Consider the following 18583-nt stretch of genomic DNA (forward strand, 5'->3'; position numbering starts at 1 on the left):
CCAACACTAACCCAAACCATTGGGTCATTGTCGTTGGTCATCATTGGCTGCACAGGTATGCCCCTACTAGAACCGATAGCCGGCCCGGAGGCCAAAGAGCGGCGCCAAACCAGATGGCCCCACGTAGGCAGCGCCCGTGTGCAGGCTCACCTGCGTATTGAGGGCGAGCGCGTAGGTATATTCGATCAGACCGTGCCCACCGACATTCCAGCCCTCCGAATGCCGCCGCTTAACCAGTGGCTCGGTGCCACCGGGAATGGGATAAGGATCCACCTTGTCGAACAGGTCGTCGCGGCTATACCAGAAGGAAGGGCCCACGCCCACCCGAAAGCTATGATGGATGGCATGCAGAAAATTGTAGGTGGCTGTCAGATCGACGGTTGTCCGACGGCGGGAGTTCTCGCCCACGCTCACCAGATCGGGCACCAGTATCGTCTGGCGCTGACTCCCCATAAAACCGACCGTAGCCCCAATACTGACCCGATCGCGGGCCACATAGCGCCGATACTCGAAGGCATAGCGGTATTTCAAGCCGTTGGCCGGATCAATGCCCAAATAGTCGGGTCCAAGTTGAACTACGTTTTTAGACCGCAGATAAGGCCCTTGTGCGTAGGCCGTCGCCACAACCAGTAAACAGCAAATCAGCAGGCAGATGTGCTTCATACGGAGATCGGTTTTCGGAAAAGAAACGTAAGCATCTCAGAAACTAGTGTAACCAACTATTCTCTTTTATAACGACATGATCAGGGCAACAGCCAACCTCATTTTATGGCGCTCAAAATTGGCGTCGCCGAGCCAGAAACCCAGCTGGCCATGACCTGACAAGAGGGGCAATAGCGACGGTGAGGTTTAGTCGAGCCAGCGCCTTATCTACCCGTTTTTGTTTACGGCAAAAAAGAGATTTCGTTCGTGTTTACAAGGTAATCAATCTTTCCTGTCAGCCAACCGGTTACCTACTGAAACGCCCAAGAATAAACAGATCAACATCCTGTTAAAAATTGAGTTTGCTCTTACGCTTCACAGGCCGAAATAAGGCTGCACGATGGCCGGTATGTGCTCCCGGAAAGCCGCCGGATCGGCCCGAATCTGGGTAGCCGAAATAGGCACCTGCTGCCGGGCGGGGTCAAAGGCCACAAAACGCAGCCCGCTATGGTAGGCCAACGGTTCGCCGTAGGCTTCGGAGGCAAAAAAGACCGTCACTGCCGGGAAGCGACGTTTGATAAAGGCCGCCCACGCTTTGGTGGCTTCCCAGAGCGGAAGCGTCGGGTCGTGAAAATCATCGGCTTCGCAGGCCAGTTCGATCGTTGGGTATGTACCCAGCAGGCTTTTCAGCCACTCAAACCGCCATTCAGGCGGAATGGGGTCGTCGGGCGTGTAGCTCATCGACACAATCAGGTGGTCGCACTGCTGCCGGGCAAAGTCGATCAGGGCCAGATGCCCCTTGTGTACCGGCATGAACTTGCCAAAAACCAGACCCGTCGTCATTGGTGCAGTCGGTATTCTTTCGTCCACAAACAAGCGCCCTGCACGGCAATACCGCAGAAAATCACGTATTCGGCGGCCACCAGTTTAACACCCTTGGCAAAATACACGTAGGTCAGAATGATGTCGACCACCAGCCAGACATACCAGCATTCGACCCGTTTCTGCACCATCATATACGTAGCCACCACGCTCATCACCGTCGTGAACGAGTCGATATAAGGGAAGGCACTCGGCTGGCTGAATACCACCGGCAGCAGCGTGTGCAGGTTTTGGGCGAACGTACCCAGCACCAACGTACCCAGCAGGCCCAGCAGCACCCAGGTCAGCGCCTGCCGGGGTGGCATTCGGGTCACGCGCAATTCGTCCTGTCGGTTTTCTTCGCCCGGTTTGGGGTGCGTCCAACGCCACCATCCCTGGATGTTCGTCACGAAGAAAAACACCTGTAGGCCCATGTCGGGGTACAACTGAATCTGATAAAACAGAAAGAAGAACAGGGCCACACTCACCGCCCCCACCGGCCAGCTCCACACATGAGCCTGCGCCGATAGCCAGACGGCCACACCGCCAATGACCACGCCGAAAAACTCGAGGTAGCTCATGGGGTACCCCCACAGGGTAAAGAAGATGGTCTCGATGTCGAAGAAAGCAGGCATTAGAACTGGTTAGGTTTGACGTTTGATGTCTACCGTTTGACGTTGATTCGCGCCCCTGTCGGACATACGCCTTCCCTACGGTAGCCATTAAACGCCAAACATCAGACATCAAACGTCAAACTCCATACAGTATGCAACAAATTGCTATGCTTGGCGGCGGCTTCATCGGCCGCTTCTATGCCGAATCGTTACAGGGACAGCGCAGCCGCGACAAGGTAGTGGCCATTTATGCCCGCCGCGAAGAAACCGCCCGGAAATTTGCCACCGACTACGGCTGTACCATCTGGTCCATCGACATGGAGGCCGTCATCGCCCACCCCGACGTGACCATGGTCTGCATTGCCCTGCCCAACAACCTCCACGCCCCGGCCGTGGCACTCTGCGCCAAACACAAAAAGAACGTCGTCTGCACCAAACCCCTGGGCCGCACCGCCGACGAAGCCCGCCACATGATGCAACTGGTGGAAGATGCGGGCATTTTTGGCGGCTACCTGGAAGACCTTTGCTATTCGCCCAAGTTCCTCAAAGCCCTCGACACGGTGAAAAGCGGCTCGCTGGGGCGCATTCTGTGGGCCAAATCCCGCGAGACCCACCCCGGCCCCCACTCCAACTGGTTCTGGGACAAAGAGCAGGCCGGCGGCGGCTGCATGCTCGATCTGGGCTGCCACTGCGTGGAGATCGCCCGCAATTTCATCGGCAAAGACATCCGGCCCGTGGAGGTGATGTGCTGGGCCGCCACGCAGGTGAAGCCCATCGACGCCGAAGACCACGCCATTGCGCTGGTGAAGTACGAAAACGGGGCCATCGGTCAGTTTGAAGTGAGCTGGACCTTCCGGGGCGGCATGGACCTGCGCGACGAGGTGATGGGCACCGAAGGCACCATCTGGATCAACAATTTTCTGCGTACGGGCTTCGAGATGTTCACCACCGGCAAAGCGGGCGATTATGTGGCCGAGAAGGCCGAAAGCAACGCGGGTTGGCTCTTCCCGGTTGGCGATGAGGTAAACGATCTGGGCTACAACCACATGTTTACCGACATGTTCAGCGCCTGCGAGGAAGGCCGCGACCCGGCCGAAACCTTCTATGATGGGTACGTAGTCAACGCCATTCTGGATGCGGCCTATAAATCGGCGGAGACGAAGCAGTGGGAGCCGGTGCAGCTACCCGTCTGGCGCGGGCAGGAAGGCGTAGAACAGGCCAGCAACCTAGTCGAGTACGACGCCGACCATTACCTGATCAAAGAGGAAATGACCCACTACGGCAAGAAGAAGCTCATTCTGAAAGAAAAAAACACCGGCCAGATCATCGAACGGGAGATTGCGTAACCCGGCCTGTTGAATTCCAGTCGCTCGTCAATACGTTTGTCATTCGTCGGGTTCGGCCGAAGCGACGCCAACCCTATGGTGGGTTCGTTAGTTATACAGATGGAGCCAGTCAACACCAGCTCCATCTGTATAACCACTCAACATCATGGAAAATCGACAAGACGACGGTACCGTTGAAAAGAAAATCGCTATCCTGCTCACCGATGGGTTCGAGCAGGTCGAAATGACCGAACCCCGCAAAGCACTGGAGGCTGCGGGCTTTCAGACACACCTGATTTCGCCCAAACAAGGCGAAGTAAAAGGCTGGGATGAAACCGAATGGGGCGACACCTTCCCGACGGACCTGCCCCTCGACGGTGTCGACCCGGCTCAATACGACGCGCTGCTGCTCCCCGGTGGCGTCATCAACCCCGATCACCTGCGGCAGGAACCCAAAGCGGTGAAATTTGTGCAGCACTTCTTCGAGACAAGAAAGCCCGTAGCAGCTATCTGTCACGCGCCTATCATGCTGATTGAAGCCGACGTGGTGCGCGACAAAGAACTGACCTCGTTCCCCAGCATCCAGACCGACCTGCGCAACGCCGGTGCCAATTGGGTCGACCGTGAAGTGGTGATGGACGGCAACCTCATCACCAGCCGTAACCCCAACGACATCCCGGCTTTCAACCAGGCGTTCATCAATGTGCTCAAAGAAGGCAAACGCGCAGGGGTAGGTGAAGCGAGTTAGGAATGAATGCATAATGTATGATGAACAATGTACAATGAGGTCAGAAGGCACACCGGTGTCGACGAGCGAGCCTGCGCCAGCCATTGTACATTGTTCATCATACATTGTTCATTCATTTCTCCTTACCCCCCAATCGTGGCCATGGATTCACTCACTTCGGGGCGATTGGCTTCGGCTTCGAAGCCGTTCTTGGGGCGGTGCGCAAAGGCTTTCAGGAAAGCCGCCGTCAGGTCAGCGTCGGTAGCGCCATTACGGAGCAGAGCCCGCACGTCGAGCACGCCATTGTCGTAGAGGCAGGTCTTGAGCGTACCCTGCGCCGTCAGCCGGATGCGGTTGCAGGAGCCGCAGAACGTACGCGTGTAGGCGGCAATGACACCCAACGTACCCACGTGGCCCGGTGCCTGATACACGGCAGCCGTGGCGTGAGGCTCGGCGGGTAACGCCTGTAGATCCGGGTAAAATGAGCGCAGCTCTTGCAAGATGCGCTGATGGGTCCAGGTGAGTTTGGCGTAGTGGTTACCCTCTCCATTGAACGGCATTTCTTCGATAAACCGAATGTCGATCGGCTGCGTACGGGCCAGTTCGGCCAGTGGGTACAGGTCGTCGATGTTTTTACCATCCATCACCACGGCGTTGATTTTTACCTGGATATTGTGGTCCAGTAGCTTATCCAACGTACCCAGCACGGCCGGCAATTCGTCGCGGCGGGTAATCTCGTGGAAGCGCGTCCGGTCGAGGCTGTCGAGGCTCAGGTTTACCGATTTCATACCCAGCCGGGCCATCTCGGCCACGTGCGGGGCCGTCAGCACGCCGTTGGTGGTCATGTGCAGTTCGCTGAGGCCGGGCGTGGCGGCAAGGCGCTCCATAAACGGCATCAGTCCTGCCCGTACAAACGGTTCGCCGCCCGTCAGCCGCACCTTCGATACGCCCATCCGGGCCAACACCGCCACGATTCGCTCCATCTCCTCGTAGGTCAGCACCTGGTGTTTAGGCAGGTACTTAATTCCCGACTCGGGCATGCAATAGAAACAGCGTAGGTTGCAACGGTCGGTGACGGCCAGCCGCAGGTACGTGATTGGGCGATTGTGATTATCGAAGAGCATCAGCGAAACAACAGCAGCAAGCGCCGGAATGTTGCTGATGCAAGATAACTCATTTACAACTGCCTCCAGAACCCATTTTGCGGGCCGTCAGCGTACAAATTCGAGGTGTTCGTCGTCGGCGGGCTCTTTATAATCCAGTTTGACGTTGCTGGCCACGGTGGCGGTGTTGACGTTCCAGCTCTGGCTGATGCGGTCGTAGGGTTTGTCTTTGCCCAAGCTGATGGTCAGCGTGGCGACCGATGGGGCCGCGCCGTAATAGGTCACGCCGCCGGGTGTCGAGGTCCACGTGCCCCGGATGGTCTTCCCTTTTTCGGTAGCCGTCAGCGTACCATCTGCCGAAAACGTGAACGTAATACCGGAATAATCTGACGTTTTCACTTCAGTCCGTTGCCGATACAGGCTTACTGTCCACGTACCTGTCGTCAGTACTGGCTTCACATCATCGGCGGTTGTCGTTGTGGTGGCAGGGGTGGCGTCGTCGCTTTTTTTGCACGAAACAAAGGCCATGGTCAGCAGTAGCGACGCGGCAAGAAGGCGGGTTTTCATGGTCGTACGGGGTTTTGTCTGTTTAGCCGCCTATACGAAAAACGGCAGCTCCCGGTTGCGTCGCCCACCCCGATTGGACCGGTAGTTAGACGGCCATTCGTACCTTTACCGGCTACATAACTAGCCAGACGCTCGCCCAACTGCTGAGCCAACGTACCTGATGACAACCACGAACATTCAGCCCATACTCGACGCCCTGAACACCACGGGCACCACCCCCGACTGGACAGCGACACTCAACCAAGTTCTCCAGGCATTCGACTGCACGACCGGCACGATCCATCGCCTCGATACCGAAACGGGCCTGCTCACGCTGGTAGCCTATGCCGGGATGCCCGAGTTTTTGTTACCTAAAATCAGCCAGATTCCGATTGGGAAAGGCATGGCCGGTATTGCCGCCGAACGCCGTGAGGCCGTCCAACTCTGCAACCTGCAAACCGACGAGTCGGGTGTGGCCCGGCCCGCTGCCCGTGATACCAAGGTGGAAGGCTCCATTGCTCTGCCCCTGCTGCTCGACGGCACGCTGTACGGCACCCTCGGCATCGCCAAACCCGTCCCCTACGACTTCCCCGCCGAAGAGATAGCCGCGTTGGAACAGATTGGCGACGCCATGAGCCGCGCGTTGGCCTAGGGGAGTCGATTACCTCGGCTCGTCGCCTAGTTTTTCATTCCGTCCCGACGAATCGGGTTGCCCCGTCAGTGCGCCTTTGGCCATTTCGAAGAGGGTCATCATCTTACCGCCGGGACGGTCCCAGTATTCACCCGCGTGGGCGTTTACCTTGATCAGGCAGATGCGGGGGTCGTCTTTGCCATTCGGAAACCACGTTTTCAGCACGTCGCTCCACAGTTCGTTGATCTTCGCTTTGTCTTTCGTGACGTCGGCCCGGCCCGACAGCGACACGTACGTTTCGGGACCGGGGTCGGCGTAGCCAAGCGCTACCCGGCTGTTCTGCCCGATCTCCCGGACCTTGTTGCTGTCGTCGTAGGCGAAAAACCACAGCGTGCCGTCGGGATCCATCTCGTGGGTCGACATGGGGCGCGTGTGAAAATCACCGTCGGGCTCCTGCGTGGTCATCATTGTAATCCGGATGTCTTTGATTTTTTCCCGAAGGGTGTCCAGTTCGTGGGCATTCAATCGGGGAGCTGCCTGTGCCTGCATGGTTTTGTCCTGTTAGTACTCTACTGCAACACTAGAGAGACAACGACCGCGACCCCGACCTATTGAACGGGAAAAGAACCGGCTGACGCAACTGCTCTGCGTTCTTCTTTTTCGTACCTGCTTACCTTTACCCCATGATCTGGTTTCTTTGGGCGCTTGCCGGGGCTTATGCGCTAGGTACGTTGTGGCTCTGGTGGGGGTGGCAGTGGTTGCCGACGCCAACAGTCGCACCAACTGATTCGACCTCGCTCCCATCGCTGACGGTGGTGATTCCGGTACGCAACGAAGCCGACAACCTGCCCGCTCTGCTAGCCGACCTGAGCCAGCAAACGTACCCACACTTCGAGGTGATCGTCGCCGACGATGCCTCCACCGATACCACCGCCACGCTGGCCCAAACGTTTTCCCAAACAGCTCCTTACCGGCTTACGGTGCTGGCACTCGCCGACGACCCAACCGTGGCCTCGCCTAAAAAACGGGCCATTGCCCAAAGCATAGAGCGAGCCACCGGTACGTTCATCGTTACGACCGACGGCGACTGTCGGGTGGGGCCGCGGTGGCTCGAAACGATGGCCCGTTTTCAGGCCCGTAGCGGGGCCAGACTGGTGAGCGGGCCCGTTACGTTTACAACCGATCGCTCCGTTTTTGGCTCTCTACAAACGGTGGAGTTTGCCTCGCTCATCGGGGCCGGGGCCGCTACGATGGCCCACGCCCGACCTACCATGTGCAACGGCGCTAACCTTTGCTACCAGAAAGCCGTTTTTCGGGATGTAGGTGGTTTCGCGGGCATCGATCAGGTGGCTTCGGGCGACGATGAGTTGCTGATGCACAAGATTTCGGCGCAGTACCCCGGTGGCGTACGGTTTCTGAAAGACCCGAACGCCATCGTCGAAACGGCGGCGCATGGGTCGCTCACGGCCTTCTACCGGCAGCGCAAACGATGGGCGGGCAAGTGGCGCACCTACAGTTCGCTCTTCCCGACCCTGCTGGCGGTATTTGTTTTTTTGTGTAATCTCACGCCGCTGTTGGTGGCAGCCGGTTGGGAGCTGGGGCTTGTTCCGGCGGGTACAGCGCTGGCGATTATCTTGCTAAAGATCGTCCCGGAGTGGTTTTTTCTGGGGTCGGTGTTGCTGTTTTTGCGAAAACGCTTTGCCCTGTGGTGGATACCCGCCACGCAGTTGATTTACCCGTTTTACGTCGTCTTTTTCGGCATCGCCGCCCAGCAACCCGGCGTTATCTGGAAAGGCCGGAGGTTACGGTAGTAATGTATAATGAATAATGCACGATGCACAATGACCAGTCGCCGCCGTTAGCTTCCAGCCATTATGCATTGTACCGCAGCGGCTAGGCGCCCCCGGCGGACCGCATCGTACATTGTACATCGTGCATTATTCATTATACATTACCCCTTCCCCATGTCCCTGTTCCTGCATAAATCAAACTTCCTGTTCCGCACGGTCTACCCCGATTTCTGGTGGCGACTCGAAGCGAACCCCGACGAACCGACGCTCTACCTGACGTTCGACGACGGTCCCATTCCGGGCGTAACGGAGTTTGTGCTCGATCAGCTGGAACAGTATGCCGCGCAGGCTACGTTTTTCTGCATTGGCGACAACGTGGGTAAGCACCGCGATGTGTTCTACAAAGTCATCGAGGCGGGCCATCTGATTGGCAATCATACGTTTAACCACCTCAACGGCTGGAAAACGCACGATGAGGTGTACTGGGCCAACATTCGCAAATGCCAGCGGCAGCTGGGTATTCAGACGCCCCTGTTCCGGCCCCCTTACGGCAAAATCAAGAAGAGTCAGGCGGCGGGTATCCGATCCGAGCTGACGGTGGTGATGTGGGACGTGCTTACCGGTGATTTCGATCGGTCGCTGGCGAAAGAGACGGTGCTGCAAAAAAGCATTCAGTATACCGAACCGGGCTCGATTGTGGTGTTTCACGACAGCATCAAAGCCTGGCCGAACCTGCAATACGTACTGCCCCGCTACCTGGACGAATTTGCCCGGTTGGGCTACCAGTTCAGGGCATTGCCGGTCGATATACCCATTACCCGCCCACCGGCTTATGTCTGAGCCATTGCCGAAGCCATTGACACAGCCTTCACTTGAGCCGCCGTTTGTATCGGTACTGGTGGCGGCCCGCAACGAGGCCGATACGCTGGGCGACTGCCTCACGGCCCTGACCCGCCTAGACTATCCCACCGAGAGCTACGAAGTGCTCATCGGCAATGACCAATCGACCGACGAAACGGCGTTCGTGGCCATGCGATTCGTCGCCCAAAATCCACATGTTCACCTGATCGACATTCAGTCCCAGCCGACGGTTGCCCCACCCCGGCTCAATGGCAAGGCCAACGTGCTGGCACAACTGGCGCAACAGGCGCGGGGCGACGTGCTGTGTATCACCGATGCCGACGTGCGGGTACCGCCGTCCTGGCTGACGGGCCTGCTGGCTGAGTTTGGCCCCAATACAGGCATCGTCACGGGGACCACGCTGGTGCAGGGAGCAAGCTTTTGGGCGCGGATTCAAGCCATCGACTGGCTGCTGGCATTCGGCCTGATTCAACTGGCAACGTACCTGCGCCTGCCCCTCACCGGATCGGGCAACAACATGGCTGTACGGCGGGAGGCCTACGAGGCGGTGGGTGGCTTTGCCGGACTCCCGTTTTCAGTGGTGGAAGATTATACGCTCTTTCAGGCGGTGGTGGCGAACGGCTACGGCCACGCCCATCGCCTCCGCCCCGACGTGCTGGCCGAAACCCTGCCGACGCCCACGCTGGGTACGTACCTGCAACAGCGCAAACGCTGGATGCAGGGCGCTTTTTCGTTGCCGATCCCGCTGCTGAGCGGCGTTCTGTTTCAGTACCTACTCGTACCCATCCTGCTGATCGTTGCCCTGTTCGCTCCGAAAACCGCCCTGTTTATCTATCTGGCGAAGTGGCTGTTTCAGACAGGCGTGGCCTTCTGGACGTTGCAACGTACCCACCAACCCCACCGCTGGCCCGACGTGTTCCTGTACGAACCCTGCCAGATCGGGCTGGGTACGTTATCGTTCCTCTACTACCTCCTCCCCATCCCCGTGCGCTGGAAAGGGAGAGCGTATTGATGGGTTTGGTTACGGCTCCAAATAACGTCCCCGAATAAGCGAAGTCGTCTTGGAATAAGTTAGTATTACAGCTGCCTAGCCTGTGCTTGTAACGTCCAGAGGCGAGTAAGGTGCGTAAAATCCGTCAACCAATCACGGAGTTAACCTCATGACAAACAAAGCCCTGTGTCTGCTGAGCCTGCTAACGATCGGCTACTTTTTCCTCTTATGCATCAATGGCTACCTTATCAGACTAAACAATCCCCTTTTGGGAGCCATCCAGGAGTTGGTCACGATACCAGCTCTGGCGCTCGAAATAGTCTTGTTGGTGGTAGCTGCCAAACGGCTTAGCCAGACTGGCCTCTTCCGGGATAGATATTTGCTGACATCGTTTAGCGTCTTGTGCCTGAATGCCTTCTTTATTATTGGCTCTTTTGCGCTGGCCTTCCTGGGCCATGCCGTCTAACTAGAACTCGCACCTACCTCCAGCATCAAACTTTAAACCTTAACCATCAAACCCCAAACACCCCTCCCCTACCTTTGCGGTATGATTTCGCTGATTGATACACACGCACACATATACGACGAGAAGTTTGACGCCGACCGGATGGTGGAGGGGCAACCGCAGGGTACCCGTGACGATATGCTACAACGCGCCTTCGCGGAGCGCATTTCGGAAATATGGATGCCCAACTGCGCCGCCGAGACCGTACCCGGCATGATGGCCCTCGCCCACCAGTATCCCGACCGGTGCCTGCCCATGATGGGCCTGCACCCGACCTATGTGAGTGAGACCGTCGAAACGGAACTGGCCTTTGTGGAGCAGCAACTAGCGCAGACCCGGTTTCTGGCCGTGGGTGAAATCGGGCTGGATTTCTATTGGGATATGACCTTCGTGCCGCAGCAGTTTATGGCGTTTGAAACCCAACTCCGCTGGGCGGCCGAGCGGGGCCTGTTTGTGTCGCTGCACACCCGCTCGGGCCACGACCGCAACGCCATGATGGAAGCCGCCGATCTGATTGATAGACTGGCGCTGCCGGGCCTACGGGGCATTTTTCACTGTTTTGTTGGTACGCTCGACGAAGCCCGGCGTGCCATCGAGATGGGCTTTTTGCTTGGCATTGGCGGCGTCGCTACGTTCAAGAATGGCGGGCTCGACAAGGTGATTCCGCACATCGGCCTCGATCATCTGGTGCTCGAAACCGACGCGCCTTACCTCGCGCCCATCCCGTTCCGGGGCAAGCGCAACGAACCCGCCTATACGCGTTACATCGCCGGGCGCGTGGCCGAGTTGCTGGGTACGTCGGTCGAAGAAGTAGCTCAGGCCACGACAGCCAACGCACTTCGCCTGAAGACGAGCAACCGGCCTATGCCTGTGTAAGCACGCCATTTTTCGGTTGGGGAGCGGGCGTGTCGGGGCCACTGTTGCCGCCTTTGCGCTCGCCAATCTGCTGCCGCCACATGGCATAGTACAGGCCTTTCTGCGCCAGCAACTCCTCGTGGCGTCCCTGCTCGGCAATGTGGCCGCGTTCGAGCACGAAAATGCGGTCGGCGTGCAGGATGGTGCTGAGCCGGTGGGCGATCAGGATCGTAATGTGCTGATGCAGTCCCGACAGCTTTCGAACGGTGTTGGTGATTTCTTCTTCCGTCAGTGAATCGAGCGCCGACGTAGCCTCGTCAAATACCAGCAGCGACGGATTCCGCAGCAACGCGCGGGCAATGCTCAGGCGTTGTTTTTCGCCCCCCGACACTTTTACGCCGCCTTCGCCAATCACGGTATCGAGCCCCTGTGGCGCACGGGCCAATAGGGAGTCAGCCGCAGCCTGATGTAGCGCGTTAAGGCACTGTTCGTCCGTCGCGTTGGGGGCTACAAAGCGCAGGTTTTCGCGGATGGTGCCCGCAAACAGTTGGGTATCCTGCGTCACGAAACCGATCTGTTCGCGCAGTTGGTCGAGGTCGATCTCGGCGCCAGGTACGTTGTTGTACAGAATCTGGCCACGTAGCGGCGGATACAGCCCCACCAGCAGCTTCACGAGCGTGGTTTTACCACTACCACTCGGCCCAACAAACGCGATGGTTTCGCCCACTTCGGCGTCGAAAGTGATGCCATCGAGGGCGGGGTTGCTGGCCGTCAGGTGTTTGAAATGCACATCGGCAAACGCCAGCTTTTGCAGCGTACCGATGTTTTTCGGATGGGCGGGCCGCACGTCGCGGGGCGTGTCGAGGATCTGCTGGTAGTTGGCGAGCGAGGCTTCCGTTTCGCGGTAAATATTGATGATGTTGCCCAGTTCCTGCAACGGCCCGAAAATGGCGAACGAGTAGATAAACAGCGAGAAGAATTCACCCACCGTGATCTCGCCCTGCACCACCAGAAACAGCATGAGTAGCATAATGGCGTTGCGGAGCAGGTTGACGAACGTACCCTGAATGAACGACAGCGACCGGATGTAGCGCACCTTCTTCAGTTCGAGCTTCAGAATCTTGCCTGTTGTGCTGTTGAGTCGTTCGGTTTCCTGCTGCGCCAGCCCGAGGCTTTTCACCAGTTCGATGTTCCGCAGGCTTTCCGTTGTCGATCCGGCCAGAGCAGTGGTTTCGGCCACAATCGTCTGCTGTACTTTCTTGATTTTCTTGCTCAACAGCGAGCTGACGAAACCCAGTAGCGGGATGGTCAGGAAGTAAGCCGGGGCGATGGGCCAATAAACCGTGGCGGCATACCACATCACGAAGATGATGCCCACAATCGACGTAAAGAGCACGTTGACAAACGACTGAATCAGCTTCTCGACGTCGGTGCGGACTTTCTGGAGTTTACCCAGCGTTTCACCCGACCGTTGGTCTTCAAACACCTGATAGGGTAGATCAAGCGAATGGCGCAGACCGTCGGTGTAGAGTTGGGCACCCAGCCGCTGCGTGATCACGTTGACGTAATAGTCCTGAAAATTCTTGGCAATCCGGCTGACCATCGCCACGCCCAGCGCCTGCAAAATCAGCAGGCCGGCTCCTACCTGAAGGAACCCCCAGAAGTTGACATCCCGCAGCGAACCACCAGGCTTGACAACGTACTGGTCAATAATTTTGCGAAAAATGTACGGGTCAAGCAGCGAGAATACCTGGTTGACCGCCGCCAGCACCAGCGCAAGAATCAGCAGGCCCCAATATTGGCGCAGATACGAGTAGAGTAGTTTCATAGAGGAAGAACCGTAGAGACGCAAGGGCTTGCGTCTCCCATGCGTCAGCAACATTCACCGCCGTTAAAAAGTCCCCAACCGCCTCCGTTCTTTCACTTCGCACTCAGGCTCCCCCCTACCATCCCTATCGTACTGGCGATCAGGCCCCAGAGCATGGGCGGGAAGGACGTACCCAACCAGAGACAGAGTATCCATACGCCGAAACCCAGCGTAATCGACCAGAGGCAGCCGGGCAGGTTGGCCCGTTTCCAGTAAATACCCGCCGCCAGCGGAATGAACAGCGACACCAGACTAAACGCCGACGACTCGCCCACCAGATCGAAAATGCTGGTGGAGCGGCCCAGCGTCATACCCACGCAAATGACCGAAATAACCACGATGGCCCAGCGGATGGTGTGCAACAGCCGAACGTCGGTCAGGTTGGGCCGGAAAAATTTCACGATGTTTTCGCCGAAAACCGTGGCGGGAGCCAGAATCGCACCGCTCGACACGCTCAGGATGGCCGATGTCAGCGCGCCAAAAAATAGAATTTGGAGCGGCAGGCTACCGTGGCGCATCACCATGTTCGGGATAATCAGCTGTCGGCTTTGCTCATCAGCACCGGCCAGATCGGGGTGGAGCAGACGGGCGGCGACGGCGATGAAGAGGGGCAGCGCGGCCACTGTCAGGTAGAGTCCCGAGGCCAGATATGAGGCCCGCACCGATACCGTTGCCGATTTGGCCGACATCACCCGCTGGAAAATGTCCTGTTGGGGAATGCTGCCCAGCCCGATGGTCATCCAGGCGGCCAGGTACGTTGCCCAGCCATAGCCCTGACCGACCCGGGGAGCCTGTCCCGCCTCGGCGGGAGTGCTGCTGGGCAGAAACTGAAAGAAACCTTCGGGCATCCGCGCCACCACGCCCCCAATACCACCCACCTGCGGGTACAACACCACGGCCAGCACCACCAGCGCCAGTATGATGATCAGGTTATGCAGGAAATCGGTGATGGAGATCGACCACATGCCACCCAGCAGTGTATAAATCATCACGATTGAGGCACTTACTACAATGCCCCAGGCCATCGGAATCCCGATCACGACGTTGAGTACGATGCCGATGGCGATGTACTGCGCGGCAATCCAGCTGAAGTAAGACGGGATCACGATGATGGCGCTCATCAACTCCGCCGACCGCCCATACCTTACCCGGAAATAGTCGGAAAAGGTGGTAATACCTTCGTTGTATAAAGGCCGGGCAAAAAAAGCACCGACCAGAAACAGGCACAGCGCCGATCCAAACGGTTCTTCGATGATGCTAAGCACACCTCCCTTCGGAGCCGCCTCGACAAATTTGGCCGGGGCGCCCATAATGCTTTCTGAGCCAAACCAGGTGGCAAACGTGACCGACGTAGCCAGCGCCAGCGACAGCCCCCGACCCGCCAGCACAAAGTCCTGCGTGGTGGTGACACGCCGCGCGGCCCACGCGCCGATAGCAATGTTGGATAACAGATAAATGCCGATGCTGACGATGAGGATCATGAGTGACGTTGGCAATAAAGCGTTCCGAACGATGAGCGACGAGATGGCTTGCGCACGAGCATGTGCACGCCCCAAATTTCATAATTCTTAGTTCTTCCTTAATCTTTTAAAGATTCACCAAAAAACGGAGGAAACTCCGAACTATCCAATAGTTTCCCCCGTTCCATGCGTAACAACAAGTAAGTTGATTACCCATGCAATGAAAGAAAAGATACTGGCTGAAGCAGAACGGCTCTTCTGGAAATATGGCGTTCGGACCATCACGATGGACGACATTGCCCGGCGGCTGGCCATCTCCAAGAAGACGATCTATCAGCATTTTACCGACAAAGAAGACATTGTCTATCAGGTCGTTGAATGGCACATGACCCATGAGCAGAACGACTACTGTCGGTTGAAGGAAAAGGAATTAAATCCCATCGAAGAGATTGTGCTGGCTTCCAACATGATGCGTCAGCACGCCGATAAAGTTAACCCGAGTTTACTGCTTGACGTACAGCGCTACTTCCCCAAAGCCTGGGAGGTATTTCTGAAACACAAAGAAAACCACATCACCAAAGACCTGATCGATAACCTGCAACGCGGCGTGGAACAGGGTCTTTACCGGGCCGATTTCGACATTGAGACGATGGCCCGGCTGCGGATCGAATTAATACAGCTTGGCTTCGATGAGCGCGTCTTCCCCCATCAGCGGGATGTTTACACCACGCAGGATCAGCTCCTCGACCACTACATCCGGGGCATTCTGTCGGAGCGCGGGCTGTCGATTTATGAGGCTTTAAAAACAAAAGTGAACGAGTACAACCTGAGTATCTATGAAAACAAATAATACCATTCGCTTGCTACCGGGTTGGCTGCTGGCGGGTTGGTTGAGCGCCTCTACGCTGGGCATCGCCATGGCGCAGATACCCACGGGTACGGTGCCTACGCAGCCGTCGGTGGGGCAGCAACCTACCGGAGGAGCACCCAGCGGCCAACAACCTAATGCCCAGCAACCCGCCGGAACGGGAGCTGTTATTGCGCAACCCGGCACACCCGGCACGGGAGCCGTGGTGCCGTCGCAACCAGGTACGTTACCTACCAATACGCAACCGGGTGTGTCGAACTCGCCGGTCAATCTGCAACCAGCCAACGTACCCGCGACGATCAATTCGGGATTGGCACCGGCACCGACCGGGCTGAGCAATAACGGGCAATCGGGTTCGGGACAGCCATTTAGCTTGCAGGAAGCCATTGACTTTGCCGTTAAGCAAAACGTCAACGTGCGGAACAGCCAGCTCGATGCGGTCAGTGCCGAAGCGCGCATCCGTGAGGTGAAGTCGTCGGCCCTGCCGCAGGTCAGCATCAGCGGTTCGTTTACCGACAACCTGATCATTCAGCGGGCGTTTTTGCCAGCGAAAACGTTCAACCCAACAGCACCGGCTGATGCCCCCGACATTGCCGTTGAGTTTGGGGTACCTTATTCGGCCAACGCCTCGGCTACGCTGAACCAGTTGCTCTATAGCGCCAGCCTGAATGTGGGTCTGCGGGCCGCCGCTACTTATCGTGAACTGGCCCAACGGACCATTCAGTCTACCAAAATTACGGTGGCGGAGCAGGTGTCGAAGGCCTACTACGGCGTGCTGGTAGCGCAGGAACGGGCTAAACTGCTCGACCTGAACATTGGGCGGCTCGACACGCTGCTGCGTGAAACCAACGCGCTGAACAAGCAGGGTTTCGTGGAAAAACTCGACGTGCAGCGCCTCGAGGTACAGGCCAACAACCTGCGGGCCGAGCGTCAGAACGTACAGAACCTGATTCAGCTGAGCTACGCGCTGCTGAAGTTTCAGATGGGCCTGAGCGTGAATGACGACATTGCCCTGACGGAGCAGCTTCAGGAACGGAATCTTGATGAACTACGGCAGTTGATTGCGCCCGACCCGACGTTCCAGTACAGCAGCCGGATTGAGTTTTCGACACTCGAAACGCAGATCAGACTCGCTCAACTCGACATCGAAGGCACGCAGAAAGGATACTACCCTACGTTGTCGGCGTTTGTTAACTACGGGTACAACAACGGCCGGAGCAAGATCGGGCAAATGTTCACGACGCCTTATCCGAACTTCTCGACGGCGGGGCTAAGCCTGCAAATCCCGGTGTTCGATGGTGGGCTGAAGAAGTACCAGATCGCGCAGAAGCGGATCACACTCCAGAAAGCGCAGAACAGTGGCGAGTTGCTCCGTAACTCCATCGACCTGCAAATCCGGCAGTCGAGCATCACGCTCAACAACGGATTTCAGACGCTGCAAACCCAGCAACGCAACCGTGACCTCGCCACCGAAATTGTGCGTGTCACCCGGATCAAGTACAAAGAAGGCGTCGGCTCCAACATCGAGGTGTTGAACGCCGAAACCTCCCTGCGCGAAGCCCAAACCAATTATTTCGCCTCCCTCTACGATTTCCTCATCGCCAAGGTGGATCAGGACAAAGCACTGGGTCGGCTATACATCGGACAATAAAACCGTTTGACGTTTGACGTGTCAAGTTTGACGTTACAGCTGCACCGCTAAACCGGTATGGCAACATCAAACACCAAACGTCAAACCTCAAACTCAAACCATGAAACAGACCTATTTAACCATATTGTTGCTTGCGGCGACGGCCTCAGGTACGTTGCTGACGAGTTGCGGTGGGGAGAAGAAAAGTGACCTTCAAACCAAAAAAGAAGAGCTGGCCAAGCTCAAAGGGGAGCAGGGCGACCTGAACGCGAAGATCAAAACGCTGGAAACCGAACTGGCCAAGCTGGACCCTGTTAAGCGGGAAGAAGCCAAGGTAAAAGCGGTATCGGTATCGCCGGTAACGGCCACGACCTTCCGCCACTTTGTGGAGTTGCAGGGCTCAATCGACGCCAAGAACAACGTGCAGGTATCGCCTAAAGGAGCCGGTGGCACCATCACGGCCATGTACGTAACGGAAGGCACGCCGGTACGGGCCGGGCAGGTGATTGCCAAGCTCGACGATCAGATCGTTCGCGAGTCGCTGAACGAGGTGCAGACGCAACTGGCGCTGGCCAACACGGTCTATGAAAAGCAGGCGAACCTCTGGAAGCAGCAGATCGGCACCGAGTTGCAGTACTTGCAAGCCAAGAGCAACAAAGAGTCGCTGGAGCGCCGCATCGCCACCATCAAAGCGCAGATCGGACAGTCGAATGTAACGGCACCCATCTCGGGTGTGGTCGATCAGGTGAACGCGAAGGTGGGTATGACCGCCGCGCCGGGCATGGGCATCGTACGCATCGTGAACCTCTCGCAACTGAAAGTGGTGGCGAAAGTGGCCGATACGTATGCGGGTACCGTTCGGAAAGGCGATGCCGTGCAGATCAACTTCCCCGACATCAACCGGCAGTTGAACGCCCGCATCAGCTTCGTGTCGACCTCGGTTGACCCGCTGAGCCGCACCTTCACGATCGAGGCCCCGCTGCCGTCGAGTAACGATCTGAAACCGAACATGCTGGCGCAGGTTAAAATCAACGATGCCTCGACCGCGAATGCCGTTGTCATTAACCAGAACCTGATTCAGAATACGGAGAACGGGCAGCTTGTCTATGTAGCTGTCAACGAAGGCGGTAAGCGCGTGGCCAAGGCCCGCAAAGTAACGACGGGCCAGAGTTACGGTGGCCAGATTGAGATCAAGCAGGGCCTGAGCGCCGGTGACCAGCTCATCACGCAGGGCTACCAGGAAGTGACGGATGGACAGGCCATTTCATTTTAAGTTCAAAGTCCAACGTTTAACGGTCATTGTTCAG

Annotated in this window: 19 protein-coding genes; 11 read left to right on the plus strand and 8 right to left on the minus strand. The window is 57.2% G+C overall.

The features are described 5' to 3' along the window. Positions 1–66 precede the first annotated feature (66 nt). The 3 genes from ACAW74_RS05460 to pnuC all read right to left on the minus strand — a co-directional run bounded on the left by ACAW74_RS05460 (position 67) and on the right by pnuC (position 2138). Positions 67–663, minus strand: a complete 597-nt coding sequence (locus ACAW74_RS05460; RefSeq protein WP_370697177.1) for a hypothetical protein — start codon at positions 661–663, stop codon at positions 67–69. Between the two features lie 354 nt (positions 664–1017). Next, positions 1018–1485: an adenylyltransferase/cytidyltransferase family protein gene (locus ACAW74_RS05465; protein WP_370697178.1), complete on the minus strand. Its 468-nt coding sequence runs from the start codon at positions 1483–1485 to the stop codon at positions 1018–1020. Then, positions 1482–2138, minus strand: coding sequence for a nicotinamide riboside transporter PnuC (gene pnuC, locus ACAW74_RS05470; protein ID WP_370697179.1), 657 nt, complete (start codon positions 2136–2138; stop codon positions 1482–1484). The genes ACAW74_RS05465 and pnuC overlap by 4 nt, the downstream gene beginning before the upstream one ends. Before the next feature lie 131 nt (positions 2139–2269). On the opposite strand from pnuC, the gene ACAW74_RS05475 reads away from it, so the two are divergent. After that, positions 2270–3463, plus strand: coding sequence for a Gfo/Idh/MocA family protein (locus ACAW74_RS05475; RefSeq protein WP_370697180.1), 1194 nt, complete (start codon positions 2270–2272; stop codon positions 3461–3463). Positions 3464–3608: 145 nt separating this feature from the next. Beyond that, entirely contained in the window at positions 3609–4190 is a 582-nt protein-coding gene (locus tag ACAW74_RS05480) for a type 1 glutamine amidotransferase domain-containing protein (protein WP_370697181.1), read from the plus strand. Between the two features lie 122 nt (positions 4191–4312). Here the strand turns inward: ACAW74_RS05480 and moaA are convergent, their stop codons facing one another. Together moaA and ACAW74_RS05490 are read right to left on the minus strand one after the other, a co-directional pair. Continuing rightward, on the minus strand, positions 4313–5293 hold the full coding sequence (gene moaA / locus ACAW74_RS05485; RefSeq protein WP_370697182.1) for a GTP 3',8-cyclase MoaA: 981 nt from the start codon (positions 5291–5293) through the stop codon (positions 4313–4315). Between the two features lie 87 nt (positions 5294–5380). Beyond that, positions 5381–5839, minus strand: coding sequence for a hypothetical protein (locus ACAW74_RS05490; RefSeq protein WP_370697183.1), 459 nt, complete (start codon positions 5837–5839; stop codon positions 5381–5383). Positions 5840–5999: 160 nt separating this feature from the next. Between ACAW74_RS05490 and ACAW74_RS05495 the strand changes: the two genes are divergently transcribed. After that, on the plus strand, positions 6000–6470 hold the full coding sequence (locus ACAW74_RS05495; protein ID WP_370697184.1) for a GAF domain-containing protein: 471 nt from the start codon (positions 6000–6002) through the stop codon (positions 6468–6470). 9 nt (positions 6471–6479) lie between these two features. Here ACAW74_RS05495 and ACAW74_RS05500 read toward each other — a convergent pair whose 3' ends face one another. Then, entirely contained in the window at positions 6480–6998 is a 519-nt protein-coding gene (locus ACAW74_RS05500) for a pyridoxamine 5'-phosphate oxidase family protein (protein WP_370697185.1), read from the minus strand. Between the two features lie 134 nt (positions 6999–7132). Between ACAW74_RS05500 and ACAW74_RS05505 the strand changes: the two genes are divergently transcribed. The 5 genes from ACAW74_RS05505 to ACAW74_RS05525 all read left to right on the plus strand — a co-directional run bounded on the left by ACAW74_RS05505 (position 7133) and on the right by ACAW74_RS05525 (position 11472). Next, positions 7133–8260 carry a glycosyltransferase gene (locus tag ACAW74_RS05505; protein ID WP_370697186.1) on the plus strand — a complete coding sequence of 376 codons (1128 nt, stop codon included), beginning with the start codon at positions 7133–7135 and terminating at the stop codon, positions 8258–8260. 153 nt (positions 8261–8413) lie between these two features. Continuing rightward, the gene (locus ACAW74_RS05510) at positions 8414–9079 is read left to right on the plus strand and encodes a polysaccharide deacetylase family protein (protein ID WP_370697187.1); all 666 of its coding nucleotides are present in this window, start codon (positions 8414–8416) and stop codon (positions 9077–9079) included. After that, the gene (locus ACAW74_RS05515; RefSeq protein ID WP_370697188.1) at positions 9072–10112 is read left to right on the plus strand and encodes a glycosyltransferase; all 1041 of its coding nucleotides are present in this window, start codon (positions 9072–9074) and stop codon (positions 10110–10112) included. The genes ACAW74_RS05510 and ACAW74_RS05515 overlap by 8 nt, the downstream gene beginning before the upstream one ends. Positions 10113–10260: 148 nt before the next feature. Then, a complete protein-coding gene (locus tag ACAW74_RS05520; RefSeq protein WP_370697189.1) occupies positions 10261–10557 on the plus strand; it encodes a hypothetical protein in 297 nt (98 codons plus the stop codon). An 81-nt stretch (positions 10558–10638) separates the two neighbouring features. After that, entirely contained in the window at positions 10639–11472 is an 834-nt protein-coding gene (locus tag ACAW74_RS05525; RefSeq protein WP_370697190.1) for a TatD family hydrolase, read from the plus strand. On the opposite strand, the gene ACAW74_RS05530 is transcribed toward ACAW74_RS05525, so the two are convergent. After that, complete coding sequence (locus tag ACAW74_RS05530; protein WP_370697192.1) at positions 11459–13279, minus strand: ABC transporter ATP-binding protein; 1821 nt, start codon at positions 13277–13279, stop codon at positions 11459–11461. The two genes, ACAW74_RS05525 and ACAW74_RS05530, sit on opposite strands and share 14 nt — an antisense overlap. A gap of 92 nt (positions 13280–13371) precedes the next feature. Further along, complete coding sequence (locus ACAW74_RS05535; protein ID WP_370697193.1) at positions 13372–14799, minus strand: high affinity choline transporter 1; 1428 nt, start codon at positions 14797–14799, stop codon at positions 13372–13374. 199 nt (positions 14800–14998) lie between these two features. Here ACAW74_RS05535 and ACAW74_RS05540 point away from each other — a divergent pair, with 199 nt between their 5' ends. The 3 genes from ACAW74_RS05540 (at position 14999) to ACAW74_RS05550 (ending at position 18549) form a co-directional block, all read left to right on the plus strand. Then, positions 14999–15628, plus strand: a complete 630-nt coding sequence (locus ACAW74_RS05540; protein ID WP_370697194.1) for a TetR/AcrR family transcriptional regulator — start codon at positions 14999–15001, stop codon at positions 15626–15628. Beyond that, positions 15615–17297 (plus strand): TolC family protein, encoded by a 1683-nt coding sequence (locus tag ACAW74_RS05545; RefSeq protein ID WP_370697195.1) that lies wholly within the window; start codon positions 15615–15617, stop codon positions 17295–17297. The genes ACAW74_RS05540 and ACAW74_RS05545 overlap by 14 nt, the downstream gene beginning before the upstream one ends. A gap of 100 nt (positions 17298–17397) precedes the next feature. Beyond that, a complete protein-coding gene (locus ACAW74_RS05550) occupies positions 17398–18549 on the plus strand; it encodes an efflux RND transporter periplasmic adaptor subunit (protein WP_370697196.1) in 1152 nt (383 codons plus the stop codon). Positions 18550–18583: the final 34 nt, after the last annotated feature.

It is taken from the genome of Fibrella musci (assembly GCF_041321105.1).
GTDB lineage: Bacteria > Bacteroidota > Bacteroidia > Cytophagales > Spirosomataceae > Fibrella > Fibrella musci.

What these genes read in the sequence shown, in the direction of transcription:
- ACAW74_RS05460 (WP_370697177.1), bottom strand. Translation starts at nt 663, where the DNA reads ATGAAGCACATCTGCCTGCTGATTTGCTGTTTACTGGTTGTGGCGACG.
- ACAW74_RS05465 (WP_370697178.1), bottom strand. Translation starts at nt 1,485, where the DNA reads ATGACGACGGGTCTGGTTTTTGGCAAGTTCATGCCGGTACACAAGGGG.
- pnuC (WP_370697179.1), bottom strand. Translation starts at nt 2,138, where the DNA reads ATGCCTGCTTTCTTCGACATCGAGACCATCTTCTTTACCCTGTGGGGG.
- ACAW74_RS05475 (WP_370697180.1), top strand. Translation starts at nt 2,270, where the DNA reads ATGCAACAAATTGCTATGCTTGGCGGCGGCTTCATCGGCCGCTTCTAT.
- ACAW74_RS05480 (WP_370697181.1), top strand. Translation starts at nt 3,609, where the DNA reads ATGGAAAATCGACAAGACGACGGTACCGTTGAAAAGAAAATCGCTATC.
- moaA (WP_370697182.1), bottom strand. Translation starts at nt 5,293, where the DNA reads ATGCTCTTCGATAATCACAATCGCCCAATCACGTACCTGCGGCTGGCC.
- ACAW74_RS05490 (WP_370697183.1), bottom strand. Translation starts at nt 5,839, where the DNA reads ATGAAAACCCGCCTTCTTGCCGCGTCGCTACTGCTGACCATGGCCTTT.
- ACAW74_RS05495 (WP_370697184.1), top strand. Translation starts at nt 6,000, where the DNA reads ATGACAACCACGAACATTCAGCCCATACTCGACGCCCTGAACACCACG.
- ACAW74_RS05500 (WP_370697185.1), bottom strand. Translation starts at nt 6,998, where the DNA reads ATGCAGGCACAGGCAGCTCCCCGATTGAATGCCCACGAACTGGACACC.
- ACAW74_RS05505 (WP_370697186.1), top strand. Translation starts at nt 7,133, where the DNA reads ATGATCTGGTTTCTTTGGGCGCTTGCCGGGGCTTATGCGCTAGGTACG.
- ACAW74_RS05510 (WP_370697187.1), top strand. Translation starts at nt 8,414, where the DNA reads ATGTCCCTGTTCCTGCATAAATCAAACTTCCTGTTCCGCACGGTCTAC.
- ACAW74_RS05515 (WP_370697188.1), top strand. Translation starts at nt 9,072, where the DNA reads ATGTCTGAGCCATTGCCGAAGCCATTGACACAGCCTTCACTTGAGCCG.
- ACAW74_RS05520 (WP_370697189.1), top strand. Translation starts at nt 10,261, where the DNA reads ATGACAAACAAAGCCCTGTGTCTGCTGAGCCTGCTAACGATCGGCTAC.
- ACAW74_RS05525 (WP_370697190.1), top strand. Translation starts at nt 10,639, where the DNA reads ATGATTTCGCTGATTGATACACACGCACACATATACGACGAGAAGTTT.
- ACAW74_RS05530 (WP_370697192.1), bottom strand. Translation starts at nt 13,279, where the DNA reads ATGAAACTACTCTACTCGTATCTGCGCCAATATTGGGGCCTGCTGATT.
- ACAW74_RS05535 (WP_370697193.1), bottom strand. Translation starts at nt 14,799, where the DNA reads ATGATCCTCATCGTCAGCATCGGCATTTATCTGTTATCCAACATTGCT.
- ACAW74_RS05540 (WP_370697194.1), top strand. Translation starts at nt 14,999, where the DNA reads ATGAAAGAAAAGATACTGGCTGAAGCAGAACGGCTCTTCTGGAAATAT.
- ACAW74_RS05545 (WP_370697195.1), top strand. Translation starts at nt 15,615, where the DNA reads ATGAAAACAAATAATACCATTCGCTTGCTACCGGGTTGGCTGCTGGCG.
- ACAW74_RS05550 (WP_370697196.1), top strand. Translation starts at nt 17,398, where the DNA reads ATGAAACAGACCTATTTAACCATATTGTTGCTTGCGGCGACGGCCTCA.